Source organism: Erwinia sp. V71, assembly GCF_965644245.1.
Taxonomy (GTDB): Bacteria; Pseudomonadota; Gammaproteobacteria; order Enterobacterales; family Enterobacteriaceae; genus Erwinia.
The window spans coordinates 1-25,136 of the sequence record NZ_CBFFRK010000033.1 but is presented as its reverse complement, the minus strand read 5'-3'; the positions used below and the strand labels follow the sequence as shown (position 1 = coordinate 25,136).

At 53.7% G+C, this 25,136-nt stretch carries 25 protein-coding genes, 4 tRNA genes and 1 pseudogene; 17 read left to right on the top strand and 13 right to left on the bottom strand.

What is annotated here, in order from left to right:
- Positions 1-34 precede the first annotated feature (34 nt).
- Positions 35-961 (bottom strand): LysR substrate-binding domain-containing protein, encoded by a 927-nt coding sequence (locus ACSZO1_RS09725; RefSeq protein ID WP_437611976.1) that lies wholly within the window; start codon positions 959-961, stop codon positions 35-37.
- Between the two features lie 111 nt (positions 962-1,072).
- On the opposite strand from ACSZO1_RS09725, the gene ACSZO1_RS09720 reads away from it, so the two are divergent.
- From ACSZO1_RS09720 to rnt, 5 genes are all read left to right on the top strand, one after another.
- Positions 1,073-1,717 (top strand): NAD(P)-dependent oxidoreductase, encoded by a 645-nt coding sequence (locus tag ACSZO1_RS09720; RefSeq protein WP_437611949.1) that lies wholly within the window; start codon positions 1,073-1,075, stop codon positions 1,715-1,717.
- Between the two features lie 178 nt (positions 1,718-1,895).
- Positions 1,896-2,489 carry a TetR/AcrR family transcriptional regulator gene (locus ACSZO1_RS09715; RefSeq protein WP_437611947.1) on the top strand — a complete coding sequence of 198 codons (594 nt, stop codon included), beginning with the start codon at positions 1,896-1,898 and terminating at the stop codon, positions 2,487-2,489.
- Positions 2,490-2,540: 51 nt separating this feature from the next.
- Positions 2,541-3,632, top strand: coding sequence for an alkene reductase (locus tag ACSZO1_RS09710; protein ID WP_437611945.1), 1,092 nt, complete (start codon positions 2,541-2,543; stop codon positions 3,630-3,632).
- Positions 3,633-3,723: 91 nt separating this feature from the next.
- Entirely contained in the window at positions 3,724-4,131 is a 408-nt protein-coding gene (gene gloA, locus ACSZO1_RS09705; protein ID WP_437611943.1) for a lactoylglutathione lyase, read from the top strand.
- A 105-nt stretch (positions 4,132-4,236) separates the two neighbouring features.
- Positions 4,237-4,911: a ribonuclease T gene (gene rnt / locus ACSZO1_RS09700; protein ID WP_437611941.1), complete on the top strand. Its 675-nt coding sequence runs from the start codon at positions 4,237-4,239 to the stop codon at positions 4,909-4,911.
- A 102-nt stretch (positions 4,912-5,013) separates the two neighbouring features.
- On the opposite strand, the gene ACSZO1_RS09695 is transcribed toward rnt, so the two are convergent.
- The gene (locus tag ACSZO1_RS09695) at positions 5,014-5,346 is read right to left on the bottom strand and encodes a Grx4 family monothiol glutaredoxin (protein WP_437611939.1); all 333 of its coding nucleotides are present in this window, start codon (positions 5,344-5,346) and stop codon (positions 5,014-5,016) included.
- Positions 5,347-5,760: 414 nt separating this feature from the next.
- Here ACSZO1_RS09695 and ACSZO1_RS09690 point away from each other — a divergent pair, with 414 nt between their 5' ends.
- Entirely contained in the window at positions 5,761-6,582 is an 822-nt protein-coding gene (locus ACSZO1_RS09690) for a C40 family peptidase (protein ID WP_437611937.1), read from the top strand.
- A gap of 75 nt (positions 6,583-6,657) precedes the next feature.
- Here ACSZO1_RS09690 and ACSZO1_RS09685 read toward each other — a convergent pair whose 3' ends face one another.
- The gene (locus ACSZO1_RS09685; RefSeq protein WP_437611935.1) at positions 6,658-6,747 is read right to left on the bottom strand and encodes a YnhF family membrane protein; all 90 of its coding nucleotides are present in this window, start codon (positions 6,745-6,747) and stop codon (positions 6,658-6,660) included.
- A 290-nt stretch (positions 6,748-7,037) separates the two neighbouring features.
- On the opposite strand from ACSZO1_RS09685, the gene purR reads away from it, so the two are divergent.
- Entirely contained in the window at positions 7,038-8,063 is a 1,026-nt protein-coding gene (gene purR / locus ACSZO1_RS09680) for an HTH-type transcriptional repressor PurR (protein WP_437611933.1), read from the top strand.
- Here purR and punR read toward each other — a convergent pair.
- Positions 8,060-9,004: a DNA-binding transcriptional activator PunR gene (gene punR, locus ACSZO1_RS09675; protein WP_437611931.1), complete on the bottom strand. Its 945-nt coding sequence runs from the start codon at positions 9,002-9,004 to the stop codon at positions 8,060-8,062. The genes purR and punR overlap by 4 nt on opposite strands.
- 116 nt (positions 9,005-9,120) lie before the next feature.
- Here punR and punC point away from each other — a divergent pair, with 116 nt between their 5' ends.
- Both punC and cfa read left to right on the top strand, forming a co-directional pair.
- Positions 9,121-10,311 (top strand): purine nucleoside transporter PunC, encoded by a 1,191-nt coding sequence (punC, locus tag ACSZO1_RS09670; protein WP_437611929.1) that lies wholly within the window; start codon positions 9,121-9,123, stop codon positions 10,309-10,311.
- A 329-nt stretch (positions 10,312-10,640) separates the two neighbouring features.
- Positions 10,641-11,789 carry a cyclopropane fatty acyl phospholipid synthase gene (cfa, locus tag ACSZO1_RS09665; RefSeq protein ID WP_437611927.1) on the top strand — a complete coding sequence of 383 codons (1,149 nt, stop codon included), beginning with the start codon at positions 10,641-10,643 and terminating at the stop codon, positions 11,787-11,789.
- Between the two features lie 36 nt (positions 11,790-11,825).
- On the opposite strand, the gene ACSZO1_RS09660 is transcribed toward cfa, so the two are convergent.
- Positions 11,826-12,476 carry a riboflavin synthase subunit alpha gene (locus ACSZO1_RS09660; protein ID WP_437611925.1) on the bottom strand — a complete coding sequence of 217 codons (651 nt, stop codon included), beginning with the start codon at positions 12,474-12,476 and terminating at the stop codon, positions 11,826-11,828.
- Between the two features lie 244 nt (positions 12,477-12,720).
- Between ACSZO1_RS09660 and ACSZO1_RS09655 the strand changes: the two genes are divergently transcribed.
- The 7 genes from ACSZO1_RS09655 to ACSZO1_RS09625 all read left to right on the top strand — a co-directional run bounded on the left by ACSZO1_RS09655 (position 12,721) and on the right by ACSZO1_RS09625 (position 17,162).
- On the top strand, positions 12,721-14,094 hold the full coding sequence (locus tag ACSZO1_RS09655; RefSeq protein ID WP_437611923.1) for an MATE family efflux transporter: 1,374 nt from the start codon (positions 12,721-12,723) through the stop codon (positions 14,092-14,094).
- A gap of 291 nt (positions 14,095-14,385) precedes the next feature.
- Positions 14,386-14,462 (top strand) — tRNA-Val (locus tag ACSZO1_RS09650).
- Between the two features lie 28 nt (positions 14,463-14,490).
- Positions 14,491-14,567, top strand: a tRNA-Val gene (locus tag ACSZO1_RS09645).
- Between the two features lie 28 nt (positions 14,568-14,595).
- Positions 14,596-14,672: transfer RNA gene (locus tag ACSZO1_RS09640), tRNA-Val, on the top strand.
- 28 nt (positions 14,673-14,700) lie between these two features.
- Positions 14,701-14,777: transfer RNA gene (locus ACSZO1_RS09635), tRNA-Val, on the top strand.
- A 430-nt stretch (positions 14,778-15,207) separates the two neighbouring features.
- Entirely contained in the window at positions 15,208-16,620 is a 1,413-nt protein-coding gene (pykF, locus tag ACSZO1_RS09630) for a pyruvate kinase PykF (protein WP_437611921.1), read from the top strand.
- A 305-nt stretch (positions 16,621-16,925) separates the two neighbouring features.
- A complete protein-coding gene (locus ACSZO1_RS09625; protein ID WP_004943717.1) occupies positions 16,926-17,162 on the top strand; it encodes a major outer membrane lipoprotein in 237 nt (78 codons plus the stop codon).
- A 127-nt stretch (positions 17,163-17,289) separates the two neighbouring features.
- Here the strand turns inward: ACSZO1_RS09625 and ACSZO1_RS09620 are convergent, their stop codons facing one another.
- The 7 genes from ACSZO1_RS09620 to sufA all read right to left on the bottom strand — a co-directional run bounded on the left by ACSZO1_RS09620 (position 17,290) and on the right by sufA (position 23,998).
- Positions 17,290-18,330 (bottom strand): L,D-transpeptidase family protein, encoded by a 1,041-nt coding sequence (locus ACSZO1_RS09620; RefSeq protein WP_437611916.1) that lies wholly within the window; start codon positions 18,328-18,330, stop codon positions 17,290-17,292.
- A gap of 73 nt (positions 18,331-18,403) precedes the next feature.
- Positions 18,404-18,820 (bottom strand): cysteine desulfuration protein SufE, encoded by a 417-nt coding sequence (gene sufE / locus ACSZO1_RS09615; RefSeq protein WP_437611914.1) that lies wholly within the window; start codon positions 18,818-18,820, stop codon positions 18,404-18,406.
- A gap of 27 nt (positions 18,821-18,847) precedes the next feature.
- A complete protein-coding gene (gene sufS / locus ACSZO1_RS09610) occupies positions 18,848-20,071 on the bottom strand; it encodes a cysteine desulfurase SufS (protein ID WP_437611912.1) in 1,224 nt (407 codons plus the stop codon).
- Positions 20,061-21,347, bottom strand: a complete 1,287-nt coding sequence (sufD, locus tag ACSZO1_RS09605; protein ID WP_437611910.1) for a Fe-S cluster assembly protein SufD — start codon at positions 21,345-21,347, stop codon at positions 20,061-20,063. Before sufD ends, sufS begins: the two co-directional genes overlap by 11 nt.
- Positions 21,322-22,068: a Fe-S cluster assembly ATPase SufC gene (gene sufC, locus ACSZO1_RS09600; protein ID WP_437611908.1), complete on the bottom strand. Its 747-nt coding sequence runs from the start codon at positions 22,066-22,068 to the stop codon at positions 21,322-21,324. Before sufC ends, sufD begins: the two co-directional genes overlap by 26 nt.
- A gap of 53 nt (positions 22,069-22,121) precedes the next feature.
- Positions 22,122-23,615: a Fe-S cluster assembly protein SufB gene (sufB, locus tag ACSZO1_RS09595; protein WP_437611906.1), complete on the bottom strand. Its 1,494-nt coding sequence runs from the start codon at positions 23,613-23,615 to the stop codon at positions 22,122-22,124.
- Positions 23,616-23,623: 8 nt separating this feature from the next.
- On the bottom strand, positions 23,624-23,998 hold the full coding sequence (gene sufA, locus ACSZO1_RS09590) for a Fe-S cluster assembly scaffold SufA (protein WP_437611974.1): 375 nt from the start codon (positions 23,996-23,998) through the stop codon (positions 23,624-23,626).
- Positions 23,999-24,393: 395 nt separating this feature from the next.
- On the opposite strand from sufA, the gene ACSZO1_RS09585 reads away from it, so the two are divergent.
- Positions 24,394-24,798: a hypothetical protein gene (locus ACSZO1_RS09585; protein ID WP_437611904.1), complete on the top strand. Its 405-nt coding sequence runs from the start codon at positions 24,394-24,396 to the stop codon at positions 24,796-24,798.
- A gap of 40 nt (positions 24,799-24,838) precedes the next feature.
- On the opposite strand, the pseudogene ACSZO1_RS09580 reads toward ACSZO1_RS09585, so the two are convergent.
- Positions 24,839-25,066: pseudogene (locus ACSZO1_RS09580) on the bottom strand (ABC transporter substrate-binding protein); the annotation flags it as partial.
- Between the last annotated feature and the right edge of the window lie 70 nt (positions 25,067-25,136).

The following is a 25,136-nucleotide window of genomic DNA, read 5'->3' as shown; positions in this document are numbered from 1 at the left end:
ACATCATAACAACACTGATTCTATTGAAGACTGCTCAGGCGCGTTGTGCAAGCATCTGTGCGTTATTTCGCCGGAAATAATCACGTAAAGCCTGTAATGCCTGACGTGTTTTTTCCGGCACTACCCGCTCCTGCGTTAGCGCCGTCAGGCGAATCGCTGCGGGACGCCACTCCGGCAGCAGTAACATCAGCTCACCGCTGCGCAGTTTGTCCTGAACTTCGAACAGCGGCTGCAGCGAAATACCCTGTCCGGCCAGCGTGAAATCGCGCACCACGTTCATGCTGTCGCTCGACACCTGCCCTTCGGCAATACGCAGCTTCTGCGGCGGATAATGCGTATGGTGCAGTTCAATTACCCGCCCGTGATTCTGATTAACCGGAATACCGCTGATCCAGCGATGATGCACCAGATCCTGCGGCGTTTCCGGTACGCCATGCGCGGAGAGATAGCGCGGCGCGGCACAAATCACCAGCGGCCACTCGACCAGCTGATGGGCAATCAGGCTGGTATCCGTCAGCTGGCGATTGACGCGCAGCGCGATATCGATGCGATATTCAATCATATCGAGCACATTGTCGGTGGCGATAATACGCAGCTGCAGACCGGGATGTTGCTGCAGCAGCGGAGCCAGCGCCTCGCACAGCGGCTGACCACCGATGCCCACCGTGGAAGAGATACGCAACTCACCACTCAGCGTATCGCGTATCTCTGCCAGCCGTTGCCCGGCATCGTGCGCACTGCTGAGCATCGCTTCACAGCCGGGATAAAAGGCCGCACCGGCGTCTGTCAGCGTCAGTTTGCGGGTTGAACGATGCAGCAGAGGGACACCCACCGCGTTTTCCAGCTGGCGCAGATGCTGACTGACCGCCGACGGCGAAATCCCCAGCCGTCGCCCTGCCGCCGCCAGCGACCCTTCTTTCACCACCATGGCGAACACCGCCATACGATTCAGATTTTCAATCATTCGTAAGTATTACTTCATTGTGAAAGTGGCAATATGGCACTTATCGCCACTATTGTTAAGGAGTAGATTGCAATCACTGAAACGAACACTTGCAAACAAGGTGAAGAAATGAAAATTACTGTGATTGGCGCAACCGGTTTTGTCGGCCCGGAAGTGGTAAAAGAAGCGCTGGCGCGCGGCCATCAGGTCACGGCGGTTTCCCGCTCTGGCAAAAATCTGCCAGAACACGCTAGTCTGCGCGTCGCGACGGGTGATATCCATGACAGCACCTGGCTGAGCAGCGTGCTGCAGGGGCAGGATGCGGTCATCAGCGCCTATAACCCAGGCTGGGCGGAAAGCGACCTGTATGAAAAATTCACCCGTGGCAGCGAACAGATTCTGGCTGCCGTGCGCGCCGCTAACGTAAAACGCCTGCTGGTGGTCGGTGGCGCAGGCAGTCTGCAGGTGGCACCGGGTGTGGAACTGGTCGATACCGATGCATTTCCGGCCAATATCAAACCGGGTGCGCTGGGCGCGCGTGATCTGCGCAACAAACTGCAAAGCAGCGGTGCCGATCTCGACTGGACCTATCTGTCGCCTGCCGCCCTGCTGCAACCTGGCGAGAGCACGGGTCAGTTCCGCGTCGGCAGCACTGAACTGCTGATGTCCGGCGATCAGCCTGCCGCGATCAGCGTGGCGGACCTGGCCGTGGCTATCATCGATGAAATCGAAGCACCACAGCACGTGCAGAAACAGTTCACCGTGGCATATTAAGTTATCGCCGTTGAACTATCGCTGACACCGGCATCCCGCAGCAGCTGGCGCGGGATGCCGGGTGCCGCACGTGACTGCCGCTTCCTGCCGTCCCTCTCAGCCGCCTGATGAACCAAATGTGCGCCAGCGCCCTCCTCCTCTCTTGCATCAGACCAACCGGTCTATTACCCTGTGCCCCATGAATAAGACGACCCGACACGATACCTGCGAACATCTGCTCGCCACTGGCGAGGAGCTTTGCGTTCACCGCGGCTTTACCGGCATGGGGCTGAGCGAACTGCTTGCCGTAGCGCAGGTGCCGAAGGGATCGTTTTATCACTACTTCCGTTCCAAAGAGGCGTTTGGCGTGGCGATGCTGGAGCGTTATTTTGCTCACTACCATCATCAGGTGCGTACTTTTCTGGAACAGGATGAGCAGCATCCACGCCAGCGTCTGCTGGAATACTACCGACTGGCGTATGAGCGTTTCTGCCAGGACGGCGCGTTTGCCGCCTGTCTGTCAGTAAAATTGTCGGCGGAAGTGTGTGATCTGTCAGAACCGATGCGTGTGGCACTGGATCAGGGCTCACAGGCAATTATTGCTGCACTGGCGGCGACATTGCGTCGTGCAGAGCAACAGGGTGAAGTGCGTCTCAGCGCCAGCGCTGAAATTACCGCGGATACCCTGTATATGTTGTGGCTGGGCGCCAGTCTGCAGTGCAAGATCCGCCGTGACAGTGCGGCACTTCGCTACGCATATGATGCTATCGAACGATTGCTGCCCGCCGCCTGATTTTTAAAAAATAACGTTACTAGTCGACCGGTCTAATACAGGAGTCTTGCAATGACAAAGCTGTTTACCCCGCTGAAAGTGGGCGCGATTACCGTCCCTAACCGTATTTTTATGGCGCCATTAACCCGTCTGCGCAGCATTGAGCCGGGCGATATCCCGACACCACTGATGGGCGAATATTATCGCCAGCGCGCCAGCTCGGGGCTGATTATCACCGAAGCGACACAGATTTCTTTCCAGGCAAAAGGTTATGCCGGTGCGCCAGGTCTGCATACCCCGGAACAAATCGCCGCGTGGAAAGCGATCAATGCCGGTATTCACGCCGAAAAGGGTCACAGCGCCGTGCAGTTATGGCACACCGGACGTATCTCTCACAACAGCCTGCAGCCAGGCCAGCTGGCACCGGTTGCCCCTTCGGCGATTGCTGCCAACACCCGTACCTCTCTGCGTGATGAGCAGGGGCGCACCATCCGTGAAGAGACATCCACGCCACGCGCGCTGGAAAAAGCCGAAATCGCCCAGATTGTGCAGGATTTCCGCCAGGCGGCGGTTAATGCCAAAGAAGCGGATTTCGACCTGCTGGAGCTGCACTCCGCTCACGGCTATCTGATTCATCAGTTCCTCTCCCCGGCCTCAAACCAGCGTACTGATGAGTATGGCGGCAGCATTGAGAACCGTACCCGTTTTGCCCTCGAAGTGGTCGATGCCGCGATTGCCGGCTGGAGCGCGGACCGTATTGGCATCCGTATTTCACCGCTTGGTCCGTTCAATGGTCTCGACAATGGCGACGATCAGGAAGAAGCCGCGCTGTACTACATCGCCGAGCTGGCGAAACGTAATCTGGCTTACCTGCATATCTCCGAGCCAGACTGGGCAGGCGGCAAACCTTACAGCGAAGCCTTCCGCAAAGCGATTCGTGCGATTTATCCCGGCGTGATTGTCGGCGCAGGCGCTTATACTGCAGAGAAAGGCGAAGAGCTGATTGCTAAAGGCCTGATCGATGCCGTCGCCTTCGGCCGCGTATATATCGCTAATCCGGATCTGGTCGCGCGTCTGCAGAAAAAAGCGCCGCTGAACGAGCCGAAACCGGAAAGCTTCTACGGCGGTGGTGCGGAAGGTTATACCGATTACCCGACCCTGTAATCGCCAGGCCGCAGAGGGATTTCTGCGGCAAAACATTAACATAGCGGTTAATCGTGGCTATACTGAGCGAACTAACCAAAGAGAGGACATTATGCGCTTACTTCATACCATGGTGCGCGTTGGCGACCTGCAACGCTCCATTGATTTCTACACCCGAGTGCTGGGTATGCGTGTGCTGCGCCAGAGTGAGAACACGGAATACAAATACACCCTCGCCTTTGTCGGTTACACCGAAGAGAGCGAAGGTGCGGTGATCGAACTGACCTATAACTGGGGCGTCGACAGCTACGATCTCGGCAATGCTTACGGTCATATCGCGCTTGGCGTGGATGATGTGGCGGCGACCTGTGACCGTATCCGTAATGCGGGCGGTAAAGTGACCCGTGAAGCGGGCCCAGTTAAAGGCGGCACCACGATTATCGCCTTTGTTGAAGATCCCGATGGTTACAAAATCGAGCTGATCGAAAACAAACAAGCCGGCCACGGTCTCGGCAACTAATGCCTGCGGGGCGTCCGCGCGACGCCCCTTCCTGATATCCCCTGCTGCAACCCCTTCTGAAATTTGCCATAATACGCGCTGCTTTTTTTCGTCAACGAGAACCCGATGTCTGAACCGAAAGAACTGAATTCCCTGTGCGACCGCTTTCGCGGCTTTTATCCGGTAGTCATTGATGTGGAAACCGCCGGTTTTAACGCCAAAACTGACGCGTTGTTAGAAATTGCTGCCGTCACCTTAAAAATGGACGAAAACGGCTGGCTGGAAAAAGACCAGACTCTGCATTTTCATGTCGAGCCATTTGAAGGTTCCATTCTCGTGCCGGAAGCGCTGGCCTTTAACGGCATTGACCCGCACAACCCGCTGCGTGGCGCAGTCAGTGAGCATGATGCGCTGCATGCCATTTTTAAGCTGGTGCGTAAGGGAATCAAAGACAATAACTGTAATCGGGCGATTATGGTGGCGCACAATGCCACTTTTGACCTGAACTTTATGAACGCCGCAGCAGAACGCGCCACACTCAAGCGTAACCCGTTCCATCCGTTTGTTACCTTTGACACCGCGGCGCTGAGCGGACTGGTGGTGGGACAAACCGTGCTGGCGAAAGCCTGTAAAGCGGCAGGTATTCCGTTTGACAGCACTCAGGCGCATTCGGCGCTGTATGACACCGAGCAAACCGCGGATCTGTTCTGTGAGCTGGTGAATCGCTGGAAACGCATGGGCGGCTGGCCACTGGCACCGCTGGCGGACGATGATGTAACGGATGAGAGCGACGCGGGCTGATAAGCGCCTTCCCCCGGCTGGCGGGAAGGAAAAACTGCGCATCGTTATAACGAAAAAAAGGCGGAGATTTTCGCCTTTTTTCATTCTGTACGTTAACGCGAATTATTCTGCGTCTTTGTGCTTCGCCGCCGTCTCTTTGATCAGCGTCTGCAGTTCACCGCGCTGGAACATCTCCACCACGATATCGCTGCCACCAACCAGTTCACCTTCAACCCACAGCTGCGGGAAGGTCGGCCAGTTAGCATATTTTGGCAATTCAGCACGGATGTCCGGGTTCTGCAGGATGTCCACATAAGCAAAACGCTCGCCACAGGCAGACAGCGCCTGCACAGTCTGGGCAGAGAAGCCGCAGCTTGGCAGCTTAGGGGAACCTTTCATGTACAGCAGGATTGGGTTTTCTGCGATCTGGCGCTGAATTTTTTCAACAGTACTCATATTGGCCTTCCTTAATTCGTTACTTCGTGTCAGCTATTGTAGCGGTACTGTGTCACCTGTGAAAACGACATTTTGCACCACGATAGCGCTGAAAGGCCCATTATGCCAAATCCCGGGAATAAAATAACAATTACTTCGCATTTCCGGCGATTAAAACCATTAATACCTTGCAATAATATTGGTGAGATAAGCAGCTGTTTTGGCTCATTTATGACACTGATAACATTAATAAACTGATTAATCCAAAAAGCGCTTACCTTTTGCGAAAAAGTTAGATTAGAATTGCCAGACCCTGCCGCCATGCGCGACAGACAGAATCACGGCCCCATGACTGACACCGGCTTAACAGTGTGTTGTCGTGGGATATGAGTGTGGTCCTCTCAGAGGCGAATGAGAGCTTAATCTTAAATAACCATGCGTTTATTCATCACACTATTTATGCTGGCCTTTGCCCAGCTGTTCTTTAATCTGGCGCACGCATCGCCACATACCCCTATGAATGCCAGCCAGCAAAAGGCTGAGAAGAAAAGCGCCAGCGCGGATGAGCGCCGCAAGAAACGCCCGGTCAAAACCAGCGAAAAGAAAACCAGCAACAAAACCAGCAAACCCGAAAAGAAAACCCGCCAGACTCCCGCGCAGACCACGCAAACGAAGAAGAAAACCAGCGTTGCCGCCCTCTCCCTCAGCAAAGCCAAAAACAGTGGTGAAGAGAAAAAACTGCTGGTTAAACGTTATGCGCCGCAGCGTAAACGCAAAGGCGCAGAAGAGAATGATGCCGCCAGTGTGGACAATGGCCCGTTAAAAATGAGCAAAGCGCACCGCGAGCGCTACCAGAAAGCCCGTGAAACCGCGATGAACAAACTGATGGGCCAGCTCGGCAAGCCCTATTTATGGGGCGGTAACTCACCGCGTTCCGGCTTCGACTGCAGCGGGCTGGTGTGGTATGCCTACAAAGATCTGGTAAAAATTAAGATCCCCCGCACGGCTAATGAAATGTACCACCTGCGTGATGCCGCGCAGATCAAGCGTGAATCACTGGAGAAAGGCGATCTGGTGTTCTTCCGCATCAACAATCGTGGTGCAGCGGATCATGTTGGCGTGTACCTCGGTAACGGCAAATTTATCCAGTCACCGCGCACCGGCAAAGATATTCAGATCAGCGCCCTGAGCGAAGAGTACTGGCAGCGCCACTATGTCGGCGCGCGCCGTGTGATGACGCCGAAAACCATCCGCTAACCTTGTTGCGCAAACAAAAAAACGCCTGATGCATGCATCGGGCGTTTTATTTTTAACGACTAAATTGCTGTAAAATCAGTTCAATACCGCTACAAAACTGAACGCAATAATCATCAGCAGCACGCCAACAGTGGTCATCAGCGATAACTTCAGATCAGTATCCATCTACGACTCCTTAAAAGACCCTACAAATAATACCTGTAACTATTTTCCCACAGTAGCGGGTAAAAATCTCGTGTTCTGCTCACAGCCTTGATAGAATTCCTTTTTTTCGTTGCGCAACAACTGCAACAGCGTGTGCCTGTGCCTTGCCGTGTTTCCTGACGTCAGTCTCCTTCCCGACGTCATTCAGCTGCAACATACTGACTGCTCGCCACCCTAATACGAGCATAAAACGCAAACGTTTAACTTGATTTCAATCAAAGGGTTAACATAAACCCGGGAGTACCAGTTTCATGGCAACAATTAAAGATGTGGCGAAACGCGCCGGTGTCTCCACCACCACGGTTTCTCATGTCATCAATAAAACCCGCTTTGTCGCGGAAGAGACGCGCGAAGCGGTGTGGGCCGCCATTAAAGAGCTGCACTATTCGCCAAGCGCGGTGGCGCGCAGTCTGAAGGTCAACCACACCAAATCGATTGGTTTGCTGGCGACCTCCAGTGAAGCGCCCTATTTTGCGGAAATTATTGAAGCCGTGGAAAACCGCTGCTTCGCCAAAGGCTATACGCTGATCCTCGGCAACGCGCATAACGATCTGCAGAAGCAGCGTGCCTATCTGTCGATGATGGCGCAAAAACGCGTCGATGGTCTGCTGGTGATGTGCTCGGAATACCCGGACGATCTGCTGCAGATGCTGGAAGAGAACCGTAACATTCCGATGGTGGTGATGGACTGGGGCGAGTCGCGCGGCGATTTTACCGATACGGTACTGGATAATGCCTTCGAAGGCGGTTATATGGCAGGCCGTTATCTGATTGATCGTGGCCATCGCGATATCGGCGCCATTCCCGGCCAGCAGGAGCGCAATACCGGGGGTGGCCGCCACGCCGGTTTCCTGAAAGCACTGAGTGAAGCCAATATTCCGCTGCGCGAAGAGTGGATTGTGCAGGGCGACTTTGAACCGGAATCCGGCTATCGCGCGATGCAGCAAATTCTGGCGCAGAAACAGCGCCCTACCGCGGTATTCTGCGGTGGCGATATTATGGCCATGGGCGCGATTTGTGCGGCTGATGAGCTAGGACTGCGCGTGCCGCAGGATATTTCGGTGATCGGTTATGATAATGTGCGCAACGCGCGCTACTTCACTCCGGCGCTGACCACCATCCACCAGCCGAAAGAGCGCCTGGGACAAACTGCGTTTGATATGTTGCTGGATCGTATCACCAGCAAACGCGAAGAATCGCAGACCATCGAGGTACATCCGTCGCTGATTGAGCGCCGTTCAGTTGCCGATGGTCCGTTCGTCGATTATCGCCGTTAATCTCCTGTACCGGCCACTATGCTGGCCGGTGACAGCTCTTCACGCAGCCACTCTTCATTCATCGTTTCCGCACTGCCAAGATACTCCAGCAGCCAGCTCAGCGCCGGTGAGGCACTTTGTTCCGCCCAGGTGACACAGCAGTGGCTGTCGGGGAATGCCGTCGTCAGCGTCAGCTCCGCCAGTTTGCCCTGTGCAATGAGCGGCGCAGCGAGATGCCCGGGCACCATACCGACACAAAGTCCTGCCTGCAGGCACTCCATCGCGCTGCGCCAGTGCGGTGCCACCAGCCGCCGCTGGTTATCCAGCGTCCAAGTATTGCGCCGTGGCAGATTACGTGAGGTATCTTCCAGCGCCAGTGCCGGCCACTGGCGAATGGTGTCATCATCAATCACACCGGACAGCTGTGCCAGCGGGTGCTGCGCCTGAACCACACAACGCCAGTTCAGCGCCCCCATATCGCGAAAACCAAAGCGTCCCCCGACCGGGCTCGCCTGGGTAGCGCCAATCGCCATATCCACACGACCATCATCCAGTGCATCCCAGACACCATTAAATACCTCGCAGGAGATATGCAGTTCCATATCGGGGAAATGGCGATAGAAATCCAGCACCAGCTGATTGGTACGCTGCGGTTTGACGATGGCGTCAACTGCAATACTTAACTGACCACGCCAGCCATTTGCCACCTGCTGACACTGGCGACGGGTGGCGAGCATTTTTTTGATAACAATGCGCCCCTGTTCAATAAACACCTTACCCGCTTCCGTCAGGACCACATCACGGTGACGACGTTCAAATAAGGGCACTGCCAGCCACTGCTCCAGCTGACGCACGGTATAACTGACCGCAGACGGCACACGATGCAATTCGCTGGCCGCCGCACTAAAACTGCCGGTACGCGCGACAGCATCAACCACTTCAAGAGAATGTTCTGACCACATGTTCTGCTCACAAATTTTTTGCACGCAACGGGCAAATATTAGCGTTTCACAACGCGGGATGCACCCGCTTACACTCTGCGCGTGATATTTACCTGCAAAAGAAGAGTTGTTCCCCGATGAAATCAAAAGGATTTATGATCTACCTGGCCTTGCTCAGCATGCTGGGTTTTCTCGCCACTGATATGTACCTGCCCGCCTTTGGCGCGATGCAACAGGATCTCGCGACGCAACCCGGCGCGATCAGCGCCAGTCTGAGTCTGTTTCTGGCCGGTTTTGCCTGTGCACAACTGATTTGGGGGCCGCTGTCAGATCGTATTGGCCGTAAGCCGGTGCTGATCATCGGCCTGGCGCTGTTCGCTCTCGGCTGTGCCGGGATGATGGCGGTTCATGACGCCACGCTGCTGCTGGTACTGCGTTTTGTGCAGGCCGTTGGCGTTTGTGCGGCGGCCGTCAGCTGGCAGGCGCTGGTGGTGGATCGCTACAGTGGTGCGCAGGCAAACCGCGTGTTCGCCACGATTATGCCACTGGTGGCGCTCTCGCCAGCGCTGGCGCCGTTGCTGGGCGCATGGTTACTGGAGCATTTTCACTGGCGGTCGATCTTTATTGCGCTGTTGTTGATCGCACTGGCACTGCTGATCCCGACGCTGCGTTTGCCTGCTGCTGGCCATAAAACCGCAACGGCGGAATCAGTGAGTTTTCTGCAGTTACTGAAATCACGCAGTTACAGCGGCAATGTACTGATCTATGCCGCCTGCTCCGCCAGCTTTTTCGCCTGGCTGACCGGTTCGCCGTTTATTCTCGCCGACCTGGGGCTGTCGCCCGCAGATATTGGTCTCAGCTATCTGCCACAGACCATCGCCTTTTTAATCGGCGGTTTTGGCTGCCGTACTCTGCTGCAGCGTGTTGACGGTAAACAGCTGTTACCGTGGCTGCTGCTGGGTTATGCCATCAGCGTTGCCGCGCTGTTTGCCGTGGCGCTCTCAACGCAGGCGACACTGACGGCATTGCTGATCCCATTCTGTGGCATGGCGATGGCCAATGGTGCAATCTACCCGATTGTCGTGGCTAATGCGCTGCTACCCTTCCCTCATGCCACCGGCAAAGCGGCTGCGCTGCAGAATATGCTGCAGCTGGGGCTGTGCTTTGTCGCCAGTATGGCTGTTTCTGCCTTGATTACTCAGCCACTGCTGAGTACCACGGCGATTATGCTGAGCACCATCGTACTTGCCGCGGGCGGTTATGCACTACAATTAGCCGATAGCGCGCAGGAAGAAGAAAGTCACACCCCTGCCACCTCACAGCCATAGAAATGACTTAATTAGCAAGCTAACAATAATATATTGAATATTGCCTTACGTGAGCATATACTCGTTTAAGGCAATAAATCATAACAAATAATTAACATCATTATGTCAGACCAGACAGGGTTGTCGTGGTGTTTCCTGGCAAGGCATTGACTACACACCCCTGCAAATAATACTCCGGCTACTTTGCCGGGTGTTTTTCATTCAATTTCAATCCTCTGTGTTACGTCGGATATCAGGCGCACGGTTCAGTCCGTGAGTTCTCTCACCATCCTGCAGAAATTGGCTATGCTGATTCTCAGGTTCAGATCACAACGAGTGATGGAGAAGCTATGAGTTCATCGTGTATAGAAGAAGTGAACCTGAAAGAAAACCACTGGTTTCGCATCGTCCAGGAGCTGTTACAGACAGCCGATATCGAAGTGAACGGTACGCGCCCCTGGGATATTCAGGTTAATAATCCCGAACTTTTCCGGCGAATAGTCGAACAGGGTTCACTGGGGCTGGGCGAAAGTTATATGGACGGCTGGTGGGAATGTGAACGGCTCGATATGTTTTTTCATCGGGTGCTGAAACATAAACTCGACCAGCAACTCCCCCACCATTTCAGCGATACCCTGCGTGTCGTCGCCGCGCGGCTGACCAATCTGCAGTCCAGACGACGCGCGTGGATCGTTGGCAAAGAGCATTATGATCTGGGCAATGATCTGTTCTCGTTAATGCTCGATTCCCATATGCAATACTCCTGCGGCTACTGGAAAGAAGCCTCCACGCTGGAAGAGGCGCAAAATGCCAAGCTGCAGATGATTTGCGAGAAACTGCAGCTGCAGCCCGGGATGTCATTGCTGGATATCGGCTGTGGCTGGGGCGGACTGGCGGAGTATGCCGCACGTCATTACGGCGTCAGCGTGTATGGTGTGACCATTTCAGCTGAGCAGCAGAAGCTGGCACAGCAGCGCTGCGAAGGTCTGGATGTCAATATTGTGCTGCAGGATTATCGCGATCTGGAGCAGAAATTTGACCGCATCGTTTCTGTCGGCATGTTTGAACATGTCGGGCCAAAAAATTACGCCACCTATTTTGCGGTCGCCAATCGCAACCTGAAAGCGGATGGCTTGTTCCTGTTGCATACCATCGGCGCGCTGAAAACCAATATGGATGTGGACCCATGGATCAACCGCTATATTTTCCCGAATGGCTGTCTGCCTTCCGCCCGCCATATCACTGATGCCAGTGAGCCCTATTTTGTGATGGAAGACTGGCATAACTTTGGCGCGGATTACGATACCACCCTGATGGCCTGGCATCAGCGTTTCCTCGCCAGCTGGCCGCAACTGACGCAGAACTATGGTGAGCGCTTTAAACGGATGTTTAGCTACTATCTGAATGCCTGCGCCGGTGCGTTTCGTGCGCGTGATATTCAGTTATGGCAGGTGATGTTTAGTCACGGAGTGGAAGGTGGATTGCGGGTTCCGCATTAGCAGCATGGGCGGCAGTGATGCCGCCCTTTGCGTGGTTTATTCCGCCTGCTCTTCTGCCGCGGCCGCCAGCAGTGCGGCTTCACGCTGCGCCAGTACGCGTTCCACGGTTTGCACGATAGCCTGAGTCTGCGGATCAATCTCGATATTCACTTTATGACCCAGCTTTTTACTGCCCAGCGTGGTGCGCTCCAGGGTTTCCGGGATCAGGTGCACACAGAATTTGCTTTTGGTGACATCCCCCACCGTCAGGCTGATACCATCAATACCGATATAACCTTTATGCAGAATAAATTTCATCTGCTCAGTATCCAGCGGTTTAAACCAGATTTCGCGGTTGTTTTCTGAATTAATGATTTTGCAGATCTCGGCCGTGGTCATAATGTGACCCGACATTAAATGTCCGCCGATCTCATCACTGAATTTCGCCGCCCGTTCAACGTTGATTTTGTTGCCAGTCTGCAGTTCACCCAGGTTAGTAATGCGCAGTGTCTCTTTAATCAGATCAAAACTGACAAGATCGCCATCGACCGCGGTAACCGTCAGGCAGCAGCCGTTATGCGCCACCGATGCACCCAGCTCCAGCCCAGGCAGCAGCGCAGCGGGCAGTTTCACCACGTGGGTGCGGAAATTGGTTTTTTCTTCAATCGACACCACTTCAGCGGTGCCCTGCACAATACCGGTAAACATATTTCAGGCCTCAGTCTGTTTTTGCCAATATTAACACAACTGCAATCCGGCTCTGGTAAAACTCATCAGCTATCTGTGCGCTTAGCCCGCCGCCACCCCAGTCAGAAAATGAGATTGTCACGTCTGGTCATTGGCTTACTACGTTACGACAGTTACACTATGTGATTCAATCTTCTGATTTTCTTTCCGTCGTCCGCAGGGGCGTCAATTTCGTTCACCTCTAAAAAAACAGACAAGGTGTTGTGTGCAGAAGTATCTGACAGAAGCGAGGCAGCTATTAGCCCTCGCGATCCCCGTGATCCTCGCGCAGGTCGCGCAAACCTCGATGGGTTTTGTCGATACCATTATGGCCGGTGCCGTCAGCGCCACGGATATGGCCGCCGTGGCGGTAGGCACCTCTATTTGGTTACCGACAATTCTTTTTGGTCATGGCCTGTTACTGGCCCTGACGCCAACCGTTGCGCAACTCAATGGCTCCGGACACCGCGAACGTATTGCCCATCAGGTGCGCCAGGCCTACTGGCTGGCGGGCATGGTATCGTTGCTGGTGATGGTGGTGCTGTATAACGCTGGCCATATGATTCTGGCGATGAAGAATGTCGATCCAGCGATGGCGGAAATCGCCGTGGGTTATCTGCATGCGCTGTTATGGGGTGCGCCCGGTTATCTGTTCTTCCAGGTGGCGCGTAACCAGTGTGAAGGCCTGTCCAAAACCAAGCCGGGCATGGTAATGGGTTTTATCGGTTTGCTGGTGAATATTCCGGTGAACTGGGTGTTTATTTATGGTCATTTCGGCATGCCGGCGCTGGGTGGCGTCGGCTGTGGTGTCGCGACGGCCTCAGTCTATTGGGTGATGTTCTTCGCGATAAAAGTGTGGACGCAGCGCACTGCATCGCTGCGCGATATCCGTTTAATCAACCGCTTTGATGCGCCGGACTGGAAAGTGCTGTGGCGTTTAACCACGCTCGGCTTGCCTGTCGCGCTGGCGCTGTTTTTCGAAGTCACCCTGTTTGCCGTGGTGGCGTTACTGGTCTCGCCGCTTGGCATTGTCAAAGTCGCCGGTCACCAGATAGCGCTGAATTTCAGTTCGCTGATGTTTGTCCTGCCGCTGTCACTGGGTGTGGCGACCACTATTCGTGTTGGTTTCCGGCTTGGTCAGGGGTCGCCGGAGGCCGCGCGTGTTGCCGCCTGGACTGCACAGGGCGTCGGTATTCTGATGGCCGTGTTTACCGCCACTTTCACGGTGATGTTCCGTGAACAAATCGCACTGTTGTATAACGACAATCCGGAAGTGGTCACGCTGGCATCGCAGCTGATGCTGCTGGCGGCAATCTATCAGTTCTCCGATTCAGTACAGGTGATTGGCAGCGGTATTCTGCGTGGTTATAAAGATACCCGGTCCATCTTCTTTATTACCTTTATTGCCTACTGGGTGCTTGGTCTGCCGTGCGGCTATGTGCTGGCGCTGACAGACTGGGTGGTGCAACCGCTCGGCCCGGCAGGTTTCTGGGGTGGCTTTATTATTGGCCTGACCTCCGCGGCAGTGATGATGATCTGGCGCATGCGCAAACTGCAACAGATGCCGGATGCGGTGATTCTGGCACGCGCGTCGCGCTAGTATTTCGCCACCTGACGTTTAAAAAAACGGCGTGTCGCACAGATGCGCAGCAGTCAGTAACAAAATCGATGATTTCTCCTTGCCAGCGGGGTACGCTGCCGTTAATATTCGTCCCCGCTGCAACGGCAGTTGTAGCGAATTGATTTACCCGAAGTAATTGGTATTTAGCCGGGTAATTGAAGTTGTAGCAAGGCAGCAAGGGCACGAATCTGAATGAACTGACATCAGTCAGTGATTTGAGTGAGTAAGCGCCGCTAACGCAGATACAGCTTTAAGTACGAAGGATAAAATGCGTCCGTAGCTCAGTTGGTTAGAGCACCACCTTGACATGGTGGGGGTCGGTGGTTCGAGTCCACTCGGACGCACCAGATTACCCGGTTTTAAGCAGTACCCAGTGCGTCCGTAGCTCAGTTGGTTAGAGCACCACCTTGACATGGTGGGGGTCGGTGGTTCGAGTCCACTCGGACGCACCAGATTACCCGGTTTTAAGCAGTACCCAGTGCGTCCGTAGCTCAGTTGGTTAGAGCACCACCTTGACATGGTGGGGGTCGGTGGTTCGAGTCCACTCGGACGCACCAGATTACTCAGTTTTAAGCATTATCCAGTGCGTCCGTAGCTCAGTTGGTTAGAGCACCACCTTGACATGGTGGGGGTCGGTGGTTCGAGTCCACTCGGACGCACCAAATGCTTCGCTTCCGTTTCCACTCTCTCTGTTCCCTGTTTCGTTAACTCCCCTGCTTACTTTCTTGCATTTGCCCTATTTTCACCGTCACTGTTTGTTGCGCAACCTGATTTTTTTACAGATAAATCCTGGTTAACCGACGGTTTATGATTGGTTTTCGCGAGCTTAGCGTCTATAATCCGCTACGTTGTCTCACTTGAATGGTTTCAGCCAATTGATGTGTCCTGACCTACAACGAACGCAGTTTGCGCAACAACGCCAGGCGGACCCGCTGAACCTTCCGCACAACCTTTCCTGCACGCTTTATTTCTGTCTTCTATTCTTGTTCTGTACCGCCGTTTTATTACCAGACACCAATTTGCCTTTCGCTGGTCACCATGCCGACGAAATCAATCCTTTATCATCCATCACAACTTATAGATAACTTGCTCATGAAAAAGACCAAGATCGTATGTACTATCGGGCCTAAAACTGAATCGGAAGAAGTGCTGACCAGCCTGCTGGATGCCGGCATGAACGTTATGCGTCTGAACTTCTCTCACGGCGATTACGAAGAGCACGGTAAACGCATCGCTAATCTGCGCAATGTGGTCAGCAAAACCGGCAAACAAGCCGCGATTCTGCTGGACACCAAAGGTCCGGAAATCCGTACCATCAAACTGGAAGGCGGCGCTGATGTTTCCCTGAAAGCGGGCCAGACCTTCACCTTCACCACTGACCCAACCGTTGTCGGCAACAACGAACGCGTTGCAGTCACCTATGCTGGCTTTACGTCTGACCTGCAGGTCGGTAACACCGTGCTGGTGGATGACGGTCTGATCGGTATGGAAGTCACCGCTATCACCGCTGACAGCGTTGTCTGTAAAGTGCTGAACAACGGCGACCTGGGTGAAAACAAAGGCGTTAACCTGCCAGGCGTTTCTATTCAGCTGCCAGCACTGGCGGAAAAAGACAAACGTGACCTGATCTTCGGTTGCGAGCAAGGCGTTGACTTCGTCGCCGCTTCCTTTATCCGTAAACGTTCTGACGTGGAAGAGATCCGTGAGCACCTGAAAGCCCATGGCGGTGAGCATATCCAGATCATCTCCAAGATCGAAAACCAGGAAGGCTTGAACAACTTCGACGAAATCCTCGAAGCGTCTGACGGCATCATGGTGGCACGTGGCGACCTCGGTGTGGAAATTCCGGTGGAAGAAGTGATCTTCGCACAGAAGATGATGATCAAAAAATGTAATAAAGCACGCAAAGTGGTGATCACCGCCACTCAGATGCTTGACTCCATGATCAAGAACCCGCGCCCTACCCGCGCAGAAGCCGGTGACGTGGCGAACGCCATCCTCGACGGTACTGATGCGGTAATGCTGTCTGGTGAGAGCGCCAAGGGTAAATACCCGCTGGAGTCGGTCACCATTATGGCGACCATCTGTGAGCGTACTGACCGCGTGATGAAGAGCCGTATCGAAGCGAAAAACGAAAACCACAAAATGCGCATCACTGAAGCCGTGTGCCGTGGTGCCGTGGAAACCGCCGAGAACCTGGAAGCACCACTGATTGTGGTGGCGACCGAAGGTGGCAAATCCGCTAAATCAATTCGTAAGTACTTCCCGCACGCCACTATCCTGGCGCTGACCACCAATGAGACCACCGCGCGTCAGCTGCTGCTGACCAAAGGCGTGATCACGCATGTGGTGAAAGAGATTGCGTCTACCGACGATTTCTACCGTCTCGGTAAAGAAGCGGCGCTGGAAAGCGGCTACGCGTACAAGGGCGAAGTGGTGGTGATGGTATCCGGTGCATTAGTACCAAGCGGCACCACCAATACCGCATCCGTTCACGTTCTCTAATCACTTATTAGATCATCAATTAAAAAAGCGCCGCAATGGCGCTTTTTTTTATCCACGCGTAAACAACTTCTGCGAAAATTCCAATCGAAAATAACTATTCAATTACCAAAATAACAAAGATTAATCCGATTAAATCTGCCTGTTTTCGCTTAGCTTTTTATTTCTTTTTCGCCAGACAGATGCTTCTTTGAGCGAACGATCAAATTTAGGTGTGTTCTTATCAAAAAATTATTCTCATTAGAAAATAGTTTGTGTAATACTTGTAGCGCTACATGGAGATTAACTCAATCTAGAGGGTATTAATAATGAATCGTACTAAACTGGTACTGGGCGCGGTAATCCTTGGTTCAACTCTGCTGGCTGGTTGCTCAAGCAACGCTAAAATCGACCAGCTGTCTTCTGACGTTCAGACTCTGAACGCTAAAGTTGACCAACTGAGCAACGACGTGAACGCAATCCGTTCTGACGTTCAGGCTGCTAAAGACGACGCAGCTCGTGCTAACCAGCGTCTGGACAACCAGGCTCACGCTTACAAAAAATAAGCGCGTTGCTGGTACTGAAAATGGCGCACATTGTGCGCCATTTTTTTTGCCCTGAATTTGAATTTCCCTCTCCTGCGCTGTCCTTCCTCCACAACAATACCTGATGGCCCTCCATGGCCTCTCAACGTTACGGTGCCGCCGTTTCGCTTACTGCCTGTGAGATGGTAGCAGGTTGCTCAGAAGACGCGTCAGCGGCGCTCTGCTGCTGCATAATCGCAGGCATCGGTGTCGATTCATTTACCGGCTCACCGTTGTTCACCAGCACAGGCATGCCAGAACGTCGCGCCAGCGCCTGTTCCACCAGCGGCGTATCATTCAGTGGGTTACTGATAAATGTCCGCGCCGCCGCCGTCAGCGGCAGTTTCATGGTTTGCGGATCGTCCTGCTCGCTGCGCGACAGTGGCTGATGCACTTCGATATAGCGCTTGCCGTCCGGTTCCACAGCGTATTTCACCGGCTGGTTGATAATCTGTACCCGAGTGCCTGCCGGTACGCTGTTAAACAGCGCCTCGATATCTTCCGGGCGTAAACGGATACAGCCCGAACTGACACGCATACCAATACCAAAGTTGGCGTTGGTGCCATGAATCAGATACTGCCCTTTCCCGTGCGCCAGACGCAGCGCAAACAGCCCCATTGGATTGTCCGGCCCGGCAGGCACAGTGACTGGCAGGGTGATGCCCTCCTTCGCGTAACGCTTGCGAATATTCGGCGTGGGTGTCCACGATGGATTCGGGATCTTCTGACTGATGCTGGTCACCATACTCGGTGTCGCCGCGCCCAGCTGACCGATACCAATAGGATAAACAATCACCTTGTTTTCCCCTTTCGGGTAGTAGTAAAGACGCAGCTCCGCGATATTGACCACGATGCCTTCACGTTTGGTATCCGGCAACAGCATCTGGCCGGGGATCACCAGTTGCGAACCGGCTTTCGGCAGCCACGGGTCGGTGCCCGGGTTAGCTTCCAGCATGCCCAGCATACCGATTTTGTATTCAGCAGCGATGGTTTCCAGCGAGCGGTTATCGCCCGGCACAATATAGGTGCTGTTCTCGCCAATCAGACGACTGTTTTCAGCTGGCAGTGGGTATTCCGTTGCACTGGCGTGGTGTATCCCGGTGAACAGAGTAAGAAGGAAAAATCCGGCAAGGGGTAAAACAGATTTCATGGTTCACTCTCTCGTTATCTGCAGATTACACCCCGCCGGAATCTGAGACGGGGTGTCTAACGAGAAGTGTAGCTTAGCTAAGGGTTTGCGCCTTATGGCGAATGGCACGGATCATCGCTTCCAGCCCCTGAGAACGTGAGGGAGTCAGGTGCTGTGTCAGGGCCAGTTGTTCAAACCAGGGACGCACATCGAACTCAGCAATTTCGCGCGCGCTCAGGTCGCGATAGAGGGAAAACACCACAGCAATCAGACCCTTAACGATCGCCGCATCACTGTCGCCCAGCAGCTGGATCTTACCGTCACTGCCCTGTTCCATCACAATCCAGACCTGGCTCTGACAGCCTGAAATGGTGTTTTCCGGCTGGTGCAATGAATCAGACAATTCTGGTAAAACACCACCCAATTCAATGATGTATAGGTACTTCTCTTCCCAGTTAGCGCAACGGTTGAAGTTGCGCACCAGTTTTTCTTTATCTGGCAATGTTGCCATCGGTTCCTCCTGCGTCAGCAGGGAGCATCAGCCCCCTAACAGACGGTGAATACGTGTCAGACCAGCTGCAAGCCGATCTGCTTCCTCTTCGCTATTATACATGGCAAAAGAGGCGCGACACATCGCAGGAACCTGATAAAACTGCATCAACGGCATAGCACAGTGATGGCCGGTACGAATGGCGATACCATACTGGTCAAGGAAGCTGCCGACATCATAGGCGTGATGCTTGCCGAGATTAAAGGCAATCACACCCGCACGCTGCTGCGGACCATAGATAATCAGATCGGGAACCGATGCCAGTTTATCCAGCGCATAGCGCATCAGCGTCTGTTCACGCTCACGGATATTGTCGAGGCCCAGCGTCCCGATATAGCTCAGCGCTGCGCCCAGGGCAATAATGCCACCGGTATTCGGCGTACCGGCTTCGAAACGGCCCGGCGCCGCAGCGAAAGTAGTGCCTTCTGTCAGGCTGACGGTGGCGATCATCGACCCGCCCCCTTCCCACGGCGGCATCTCATCCAGCAGCGCCTTGCGGCCATACAGGATGCCAACACCGGTTGGACCGTAGATCTTATGGCCGGAGAAGACGTAGAAATCGCAACCGATGTCCTGCACATCCACAGTATCGTGCATCACCGCCTGTGCACCATCTACCAGCGTGACCAGCCCGGCGGCTTTCGCCTGCGCCACCAGCGCTTTGACCGGGTTAATCACCCCCAGTACGTTAGAGACGTGAGCCACCGCCAGTAAACGGCTGCGGCTGTCGATCAGCGACGGCAGCTGTGCGACATCAAGCTCACCCGTTGCCGTCAGCGGCAGTACGCGAATTTCCGCACCCGTGCGCTGCGCCACCATCTGCCATGGCACGATATTGGCGTGGTGTTCCATCTGCGTGATGATGATATTGTCGCCCGCACGCAGCTGGCTGCCACCCCAGCTGTTCGCCACCAGGTTGATGCCTTCGGTGGTGCCTTTAACGAAGATAATCTCTTCCGCCGAGGCCGCATTAAGAAAACGTGCCGCCTCATTACGCACGTTCTCCATATCGGTGGTCGCCTGGGCGCTTAAGGTGTGAATGCCGCGGTGAACCGCGGCATAACCCTGTCGATAAAAATCACTTTCGGCGTCAATGACCGCATTCGGTCGCTGCGCGCTGGCGGCAGTGTCGAGATAGGCCAACGGCTGGCCGTTGACCTCACGCGCCAGAATCGGAAAATCCGCTCTGACGCGCGCGAGATCAAAACTCATTGGTTGCCTCCGGGAAACGCAGTGAAATACGCTCCAGTACCACGTCTTTCAGCGTTTCATCAGTAATCGCTTCGGTCAGCTCCGCCGCAAACGCATAGATAATCATGCGTTGTGCTGAAGCTTCATCGATACCACGCGAGCGCAGGTAGAACATCTGCTCGTCGTCGATGCGGCCAATGGTTGCGCCATGGCTGCATTTCACGTCATCAGCGTAGATTTCCAGCTGCGGCTTGGTATCCACTTCCGCCAGACGGCCCAGCAACAGGTTGTTGTTGGTCATCTGTCCGTCGGTTTTCAGTGCGTGCTTCGCCACTTTGATCATGCCGTTAAACACCGCACGGGCACGGTCACGCACAATGGTTTTGTGCATCTGACGGCTGATACAATGACCGACGTTATGCTCCAGATAAGTACGGGTATCCGCCACGTCTTTATCCGTCGGCAGGATCAGGCTGTTGATCACCAGATCGCTGTTTTCACCGTTCAGCTGCGAACTGGTGTTGTGACGCGTCAGACCGGCACCCAGCAGGAAGCTCTGGCTGTTCACACGCGCATCACGCTGCATCACGATATCGTTGTGCGCAAAGTGATAACTGTCAACATTCTCAAACGCCAGTTTGGTATGGTTCAGCTGGGCATTGTTGCCCACATCCATGGTCAGACGCGCGCCGGTAAAGTGCACCGCATCCGCCAGGCTGACGTAGTGCTCGATCACTTCGGCGCTCGCGCCATCAGCAATCTGCACATGGTGACGATAGTGCGAAGTGTTCATCTGCGCATCACCGCGGCCACTGCTGATATGCAGCAGATACAGCGGACGTGGCGCAGTTTTACCACGCGCTAGCTGCACGCTGGTGGCTTCTTCCGCCAGGCTTTCCGTCAGATGCAGAAACACTTCCGGCTGTACTGGCGCGGCAAACTCACGACGCTCAGCAGCATGAGAAACCTGCACATCAAACAGATCGAAACTGCTGTCGCTCAGCTCAGCATTAAACTTGCCGTCGATAAACACCATACGCACGGCATCCAGCGGCAACGCCAGGCTTGCCAGCTGATCTGCGTTGATCGTCCCCGCTTCCGGCAACACGAAGTTTTCACCGAACAGCGTTTCCAGCGGGGTGTATTTCCAGTTTTCCTGCTTGCGCGTCGGCAGACCTAAACGCAGCAGCTGCTGCCAGTGTTGCTGTGCCTGCAGCGAGCGGCTTTCGCCACGCGATTCAAACAGGTGATGCCACTGTTGCAGCGCGTTATCACTCCTGGTCGGTAAGCCAGCCATAACCCTGCTCCTCCAGCTGTTTGACTAAGGTAAAGTCGCCGGATTTGACGATCTTGCCCTGATAAAGCACGTGCACAAAATCAGGCTTGATGTAGTCAAGGATACGCTGATAGTGAGTGACAATAATGAAAGAGCGCTTACCGTCGCGCAGCGCGTTCACGCCGTTAGCAACAATTTTCAGCGCATCGATGTCCAGACCAGAGTCGGTTTCATCGAGGATACACAGATCCGGCTCCAGCGCCGCCATCTGCAGGATATCGTTACGTTTTTTCTCACCACCGGAGAAGCCAACGTTCACTGAACGGGTCAGCAAATCTTCCGGCATTTTCAGCAGTTCGATTTTATCTTCGATAAAGTCCTGGAAATCGAAACGATCCAGCTCTTCCTGTTCGCGGTATTTACGCACTGAGTTGACCGAGGTCTGCAGGAAGAACTGGTTACTGACGCCCGGGATCTCTACCGGATACTGGAACGCCATAAAGATTCCTTCACCGGCGCGATCTTCCGGTGACAGTTCGAGCAGATCCTTGCCCTTGAAGCTGACTTCACCGCCAACAACTTCGTACTCTTCACGACCCGCCAGGGTTGCAGAGAGCGTACTTTTCCCGGAACCGTTTGGTCCCATGATGGCGTGAACTTCACCCGGTTTGACCTCAAGATCCAGACCGCGCAAAATCGGCTTATCTTCGATACTTACCTGTAAATCTTTAATACTTAACATAGAATTTCCTTCGCATTGCTTCACAGCAACAATTCTTATCGCGGCGCGGGCGCTTAGCCCACGCTGTGTTCGAGACTGATAGCCAGCAGTTTTTGCGCTTCAACAGCGAATTCCAGCGGCAGCTCGGAGAAGACGTCTTTACAGAAGCCGTTCACGATCATCGAGATAGCGTCATCTTCGCTGATACCACGCTGCAGACAGTAGAACAGCTGATCTTCACCAATACGCGAGGTGGTGGCTTCATGCTCCAGCTGCGCGGTGTTATTACGCGCTTCCACATATGGGAAGGTGTGCGCACCACACTCGGCACCAATCAGCATCGAGTCACACTGGGTGAAGTTACGCGCGTTGGTCGCGGTTGGCATAATTTTCACCAGACCACGGTAGGTGTTCTGGCTTTTGCCCGCCGAAATCCCTTTCGAGATAATGGTGGATTTGGTGTTCTTGCCGATATGAATCATCTTGGTGCCGGTGTCGGCCTGCTGATGACCGCTGGTCAGCGCAACGGAGAAGAACTCACCAATTGAGTTATCGCCACGCAGGATCACACTCGGATATTTCCAGGTGATCGCAGAACCGGTTTCTGACTGCGTCCAGGACATCTTGCTGTTCTCACCTTCGCACAGCGCACGCTTGGTCACGAAGTTAAGGATACCGCCTTCAGCTTCACCGCCGGAGAACCAGTTCTGTACTGTGGAGTATTTCACTTCTGCGTTTTTGTGGATGATGACTTCCACTACCGCGGCGTGCAGCTGGTAGGTGTCACGCACTGGCGCAGAGCAACCTTCGATATAGCTGACATAGCTGTCTTCGTCGGCAATCAGGATGGTACGTTCGAACTGACCGGTTTTCGCCGCGTTAATGCGGAAATAGGTGGACAGTTCCATCGGGCAACGCACGCCTTTCGGGATATAGACGAAAGTGCCGTCCGACGCCACAGCGGAATTCAGCGCCGCGAAGAAGTTATCGTTGGCGGGCACTACAGTGCCGAGGTATTTCTTCACCAGCTCCGGATGCTCGTGGATCGCTTCACCGAACGAACAGAAGATGATGCCCTCTTTCGCCAGCTTGTCACGGTAGGTGGTGGAAACGGACACGGAGTCGAAAATAGCGTCAACCGCCACTTCCTGGCCTTCACGCACCGGGACGCCCAGTTGCTTGAACGCCTCTTCCACTTCCTGGGTCAGGTAGTTTGGCGCTTCAGCGCCAGAACCCTGCACAGCGCCTGGCTCTGAAGCGCAGGTATCGTCGCAGTTACCGCACGATGGCGCGGAGTAGTAGCTGTAATCCTGGTAATCCAGCGATTTATAGTTCGCTTTCAGCCAGTGAGGTTCTTCCATCTGCAGCCAGGCTTCATAGGCTTTCAGGCGGAACTCCAGCATCCACTCTGGCTCGTTGCGTTTGGCAGAAATCGCACGCACCACCTCTTCACTGAGGCCGTGTGCCATTTCGTCGGTTTCCAGGTTGGTAAAGAAGCCCTCTTTATAGTGCTGATGGCCGCCTTCCCAGATTTGTACATCGTCAGTTGCTTCAGTATTTCGGGACATAACAGTGGTTACTCTACGCCAAAGCTCTCGCCACAACCGCAGGCATGCTGAGCTTTCGGGTTATTAAATTTGAACACCTGATTCAGGCCTTCGCGAACGAAATCGACTTCGGTGCCGTCGATAAACGGCATGGCCTGTAGCGGCACATAGAGACTGGCGCCATCATGAGTGAAGCGCAGATCGTCTTCCGCCGGCGCTTTGACCAGTTCCATGACATAACCAAAACCGGCGCAGCCAGACTGCTTCACGCCCAGTTTAAGTCCTTTGACATCAGGATCGTTGGACGCCAGCGCAATAATTTGTTTTGCCGCGCTATCCGTCAGTGTGAGCCCCTTCCAGATGAAGTCATCCGGTGAGAAGGAAGCTGGATTAGCAGATTGCATAATAAAGTACCTCGCGATGCGATAGCCCTTGCGGGCTAATATCCCTATGTTAGTGATAATGTCTACAGCTTCAACCTCTTGTTTTGCAGGGATATAGCCCAAAGACGCTTTTTCGTACCTGTTTATTAAGGATAGACCCTGCAAACAGGTTTGCGTTGTGCGCCGCTGCTCGCCCTGACACAGCCATAAACCGTTAAAAAACAACATAAAAATTGTTAACACAACGTTGCAAGCAGTGAGAATAATCATTTTTCTCATTTATTCCGCCTGACCTATCGTTATTACCAATTTTATTAACAGGCAGCATTTATCGATAAATTTGTCACTTGTTTATCCAGGTCATTCGCGTCATTATATTTTGATAATGATTATCATTACCGTTATTAGGTGATTGCATGAACGTCTCAATGAGCGCCTGGCTGCAATATAAAATCGATGAATACAAATTTACCGTCCGCGACATCACCGTTGACTATTATATGGCGCAGGCCAAACTCAATCGCCCGGATTGCTCACTGGAACAACTGCGTAAATTTAGCGACACCTGTTTAGATATGGCTGAATTATGCCAGTTAAATGGCGATGACCAAAGTTATCTTCACGCTTTAGGCAAATTACATCACCGTTTAGTGAGCGAGATGGTGAATACGGAGCGCGATCGGTTGTTTCGTATGCAGGCGTGGCAGCTGGCGCGCCACTCGCTAGCCCGCCTGTGCCACCAGCTGGCGCTGAGTGGTGACTGGGATAAGGCGACGGAATTACAGAGTAATTTTGTCAAACACGCGTCGTGGAATTTCTGACAGGCGGCAGGCGCGGAAATATCCACACCTGCCGTAAGGTTTATTTACTCAGAGAATAGCTCAGCGTAATTGGCTGATCGGGAAGCTGGGTAAAATCCTTAATAATCGTGTAGTAATCTGCCGTCGGATCAATATCACTGAATGCTGCCGGATAAATATCTTTCGCCAGAATTTCCATACCAATAATATTGTACGGATGGTTGTAGAAGTGATGGTACACGCCGTATACCCTGCCCGCTTTCACCGGCGCAATTTGCTGTAAGGCGGATTCAAGTTCGAAGTGCAACGCTAAGCCGCCTGTCTTAACTCTGCAAAGACCACTGAAGGCTGCCGGAACC

Bases quoted from the DNA above. Each gene is read 5' to 3' on its own strand.
- ACSZO1_RS09695 (WP_437611939.1), bottom strand. From the start codon at position 5,346: ATGAGTACTGTTGAAAAAATTCAGCGCCAGATCGCAGAAAACCCAATC.
- pykF (WP_437611921.1), top strand. From the start codon at position 15,208: ATGAAAAAGACCAAGATCGTATGTACTATCGGGCCTAAAACTGAATCG.
- sufD (WP_437611910.1), bottom strand. From the start codon at position 21,347: ATGGCTGGCTTACCGACCAGGAGTGATAACGCGCTGCAACAGTGGCAT.
- sufC (WP_437611908.1), bottom strand. From the start codon at position 22,068: ATGTTAAGTATTAAAGATTTACAGGTAAGTATCGAAGATAAGCCGATT.
- cfa (WP_437611927.1), top strand. From the start codon at position 10,641: ATGAGTTCATCGTGTATAGAAGAAGTGAACCTGAAAGAAAACCACTGG.
- ACSZO1_RS09620 (WP_437611916.1), bottom strand. From the start codon at position 18,330: ATGAAATCTGTTTTACCCCTTGCCGGATTTTTCCTTCTTACTCTGTTC.
- punC (WP_437611929.1), top strand. From the start codon at position 9,121: ATGAAATCAAAAGGATTTATGATCTACCTGGCCTTGCTCAGCATGCTG.
- ACSZO1_RS09715 (WP_437611947.1), top strand. From the start codon at position 1,896: ATGAATAAGACGACCCGACACGATACCTGCGAACATCTGCTCGCCACT.
- sufA (WP_437611974.1), bottom strand. From the start codon at position 23,998: ATGCAATCTGCTAATCCAGCTTCCTTCTCACCGGATGACTTCATCTGG.
- ACSZO1_RS09660 (WP_437611925.1), bottom strand. From the start codon at position 12,476: ATGTTTACCGGTATTGTGCAGGGCACCGCTGAAGTGGTGTCGATTGAA.
- ACSZO1_RS09585 (WP_437611904.1), top strand. From the start codon at position 24,394: ATGAACGTCTCAATGAGCGCCTGGCTGCAATATAAAATCGATGAATAC.
- sufE (WP_437611914.1), bottom strand. From the start codon at position 18,820: ATGGCAACATTGCCAGATAAAGAAAAACTGGTGCGCAACTTCAACCGT.
- ACSZO1_RS09685 (WP_437611935.1), bottom strand. From the start codon at position 6,747: ATGGATACTGATCTGAAGTTATCGCTGATGACCACTGTTGGCGTGCTG.
- ACSZO1_RS09690 (WP_437611937.1), top strand. From the start codon at position 5,761: ATGCGTTTATTCATCACACTATTTATGCTGGCCTTTGCCCAGCTGTTC.
- ACSZO1_RS09625 (WP_004943717.1), top strand. From the start codon at position 16,926: ATGAATCGTACTAAACTGGTACTGGGCGCGGTAATCCTTGGTTCAACT.
- ACSZO1_RS09710 (WP_437611945.1), top strand. From the start codon at position 2,541: ATGACAAAGCTGTTTACCCCGCTGAAAGTGGGCGCGATTACCGTCCCT.
- gloA (WP_437611943.1), top strand. From the start codon at position 3,724: ATGCGCTTACTTCATACCATGGTGCGCGTTGGCGACCTGCAACGCTCC.
- sufS (WP_437611912.1), bottom strand. From the start codon at position 20,071: ATGAGTTTTGATCTCGCGCGCGTCAGAGCGGATTTTCCGATTCTGGCG.
- punR (WP_437611931.1), bottom strand. From the start codon at position 9,004: ATGTGGTCAGAACATTCTCTTGAAGTGGTTGATGCTGTCGCGCGTACC.
- sufB (WP_437611906.1), bottom strand. From the start codon at position 23,615: ATGTCCCGAAATACTGAAGCAACTGACGATGTACAAATCTGGGAAGGC.
- ACSZO1_RS09720 (WP_437611949.1), top strand. From the start codon at position 1,073: ATGAAAATTACTGTGATTGGCGCAACCGGTTTTGTCGGCCCGGAAGTG.
- purR (WP_437611933.1), top strand. From the start codon at position 7,038: ATGGCAACAATTAAAGATGTGGCGAAACGCGCCGGTGTCTCCACCACC.
- rnt (WP_437611941.1), top strand. From the start codon at position 4,237: ATGTCTGAACCGAAAGAACTGAATTCCCTGTGCGACCGCTTTCGCGGC.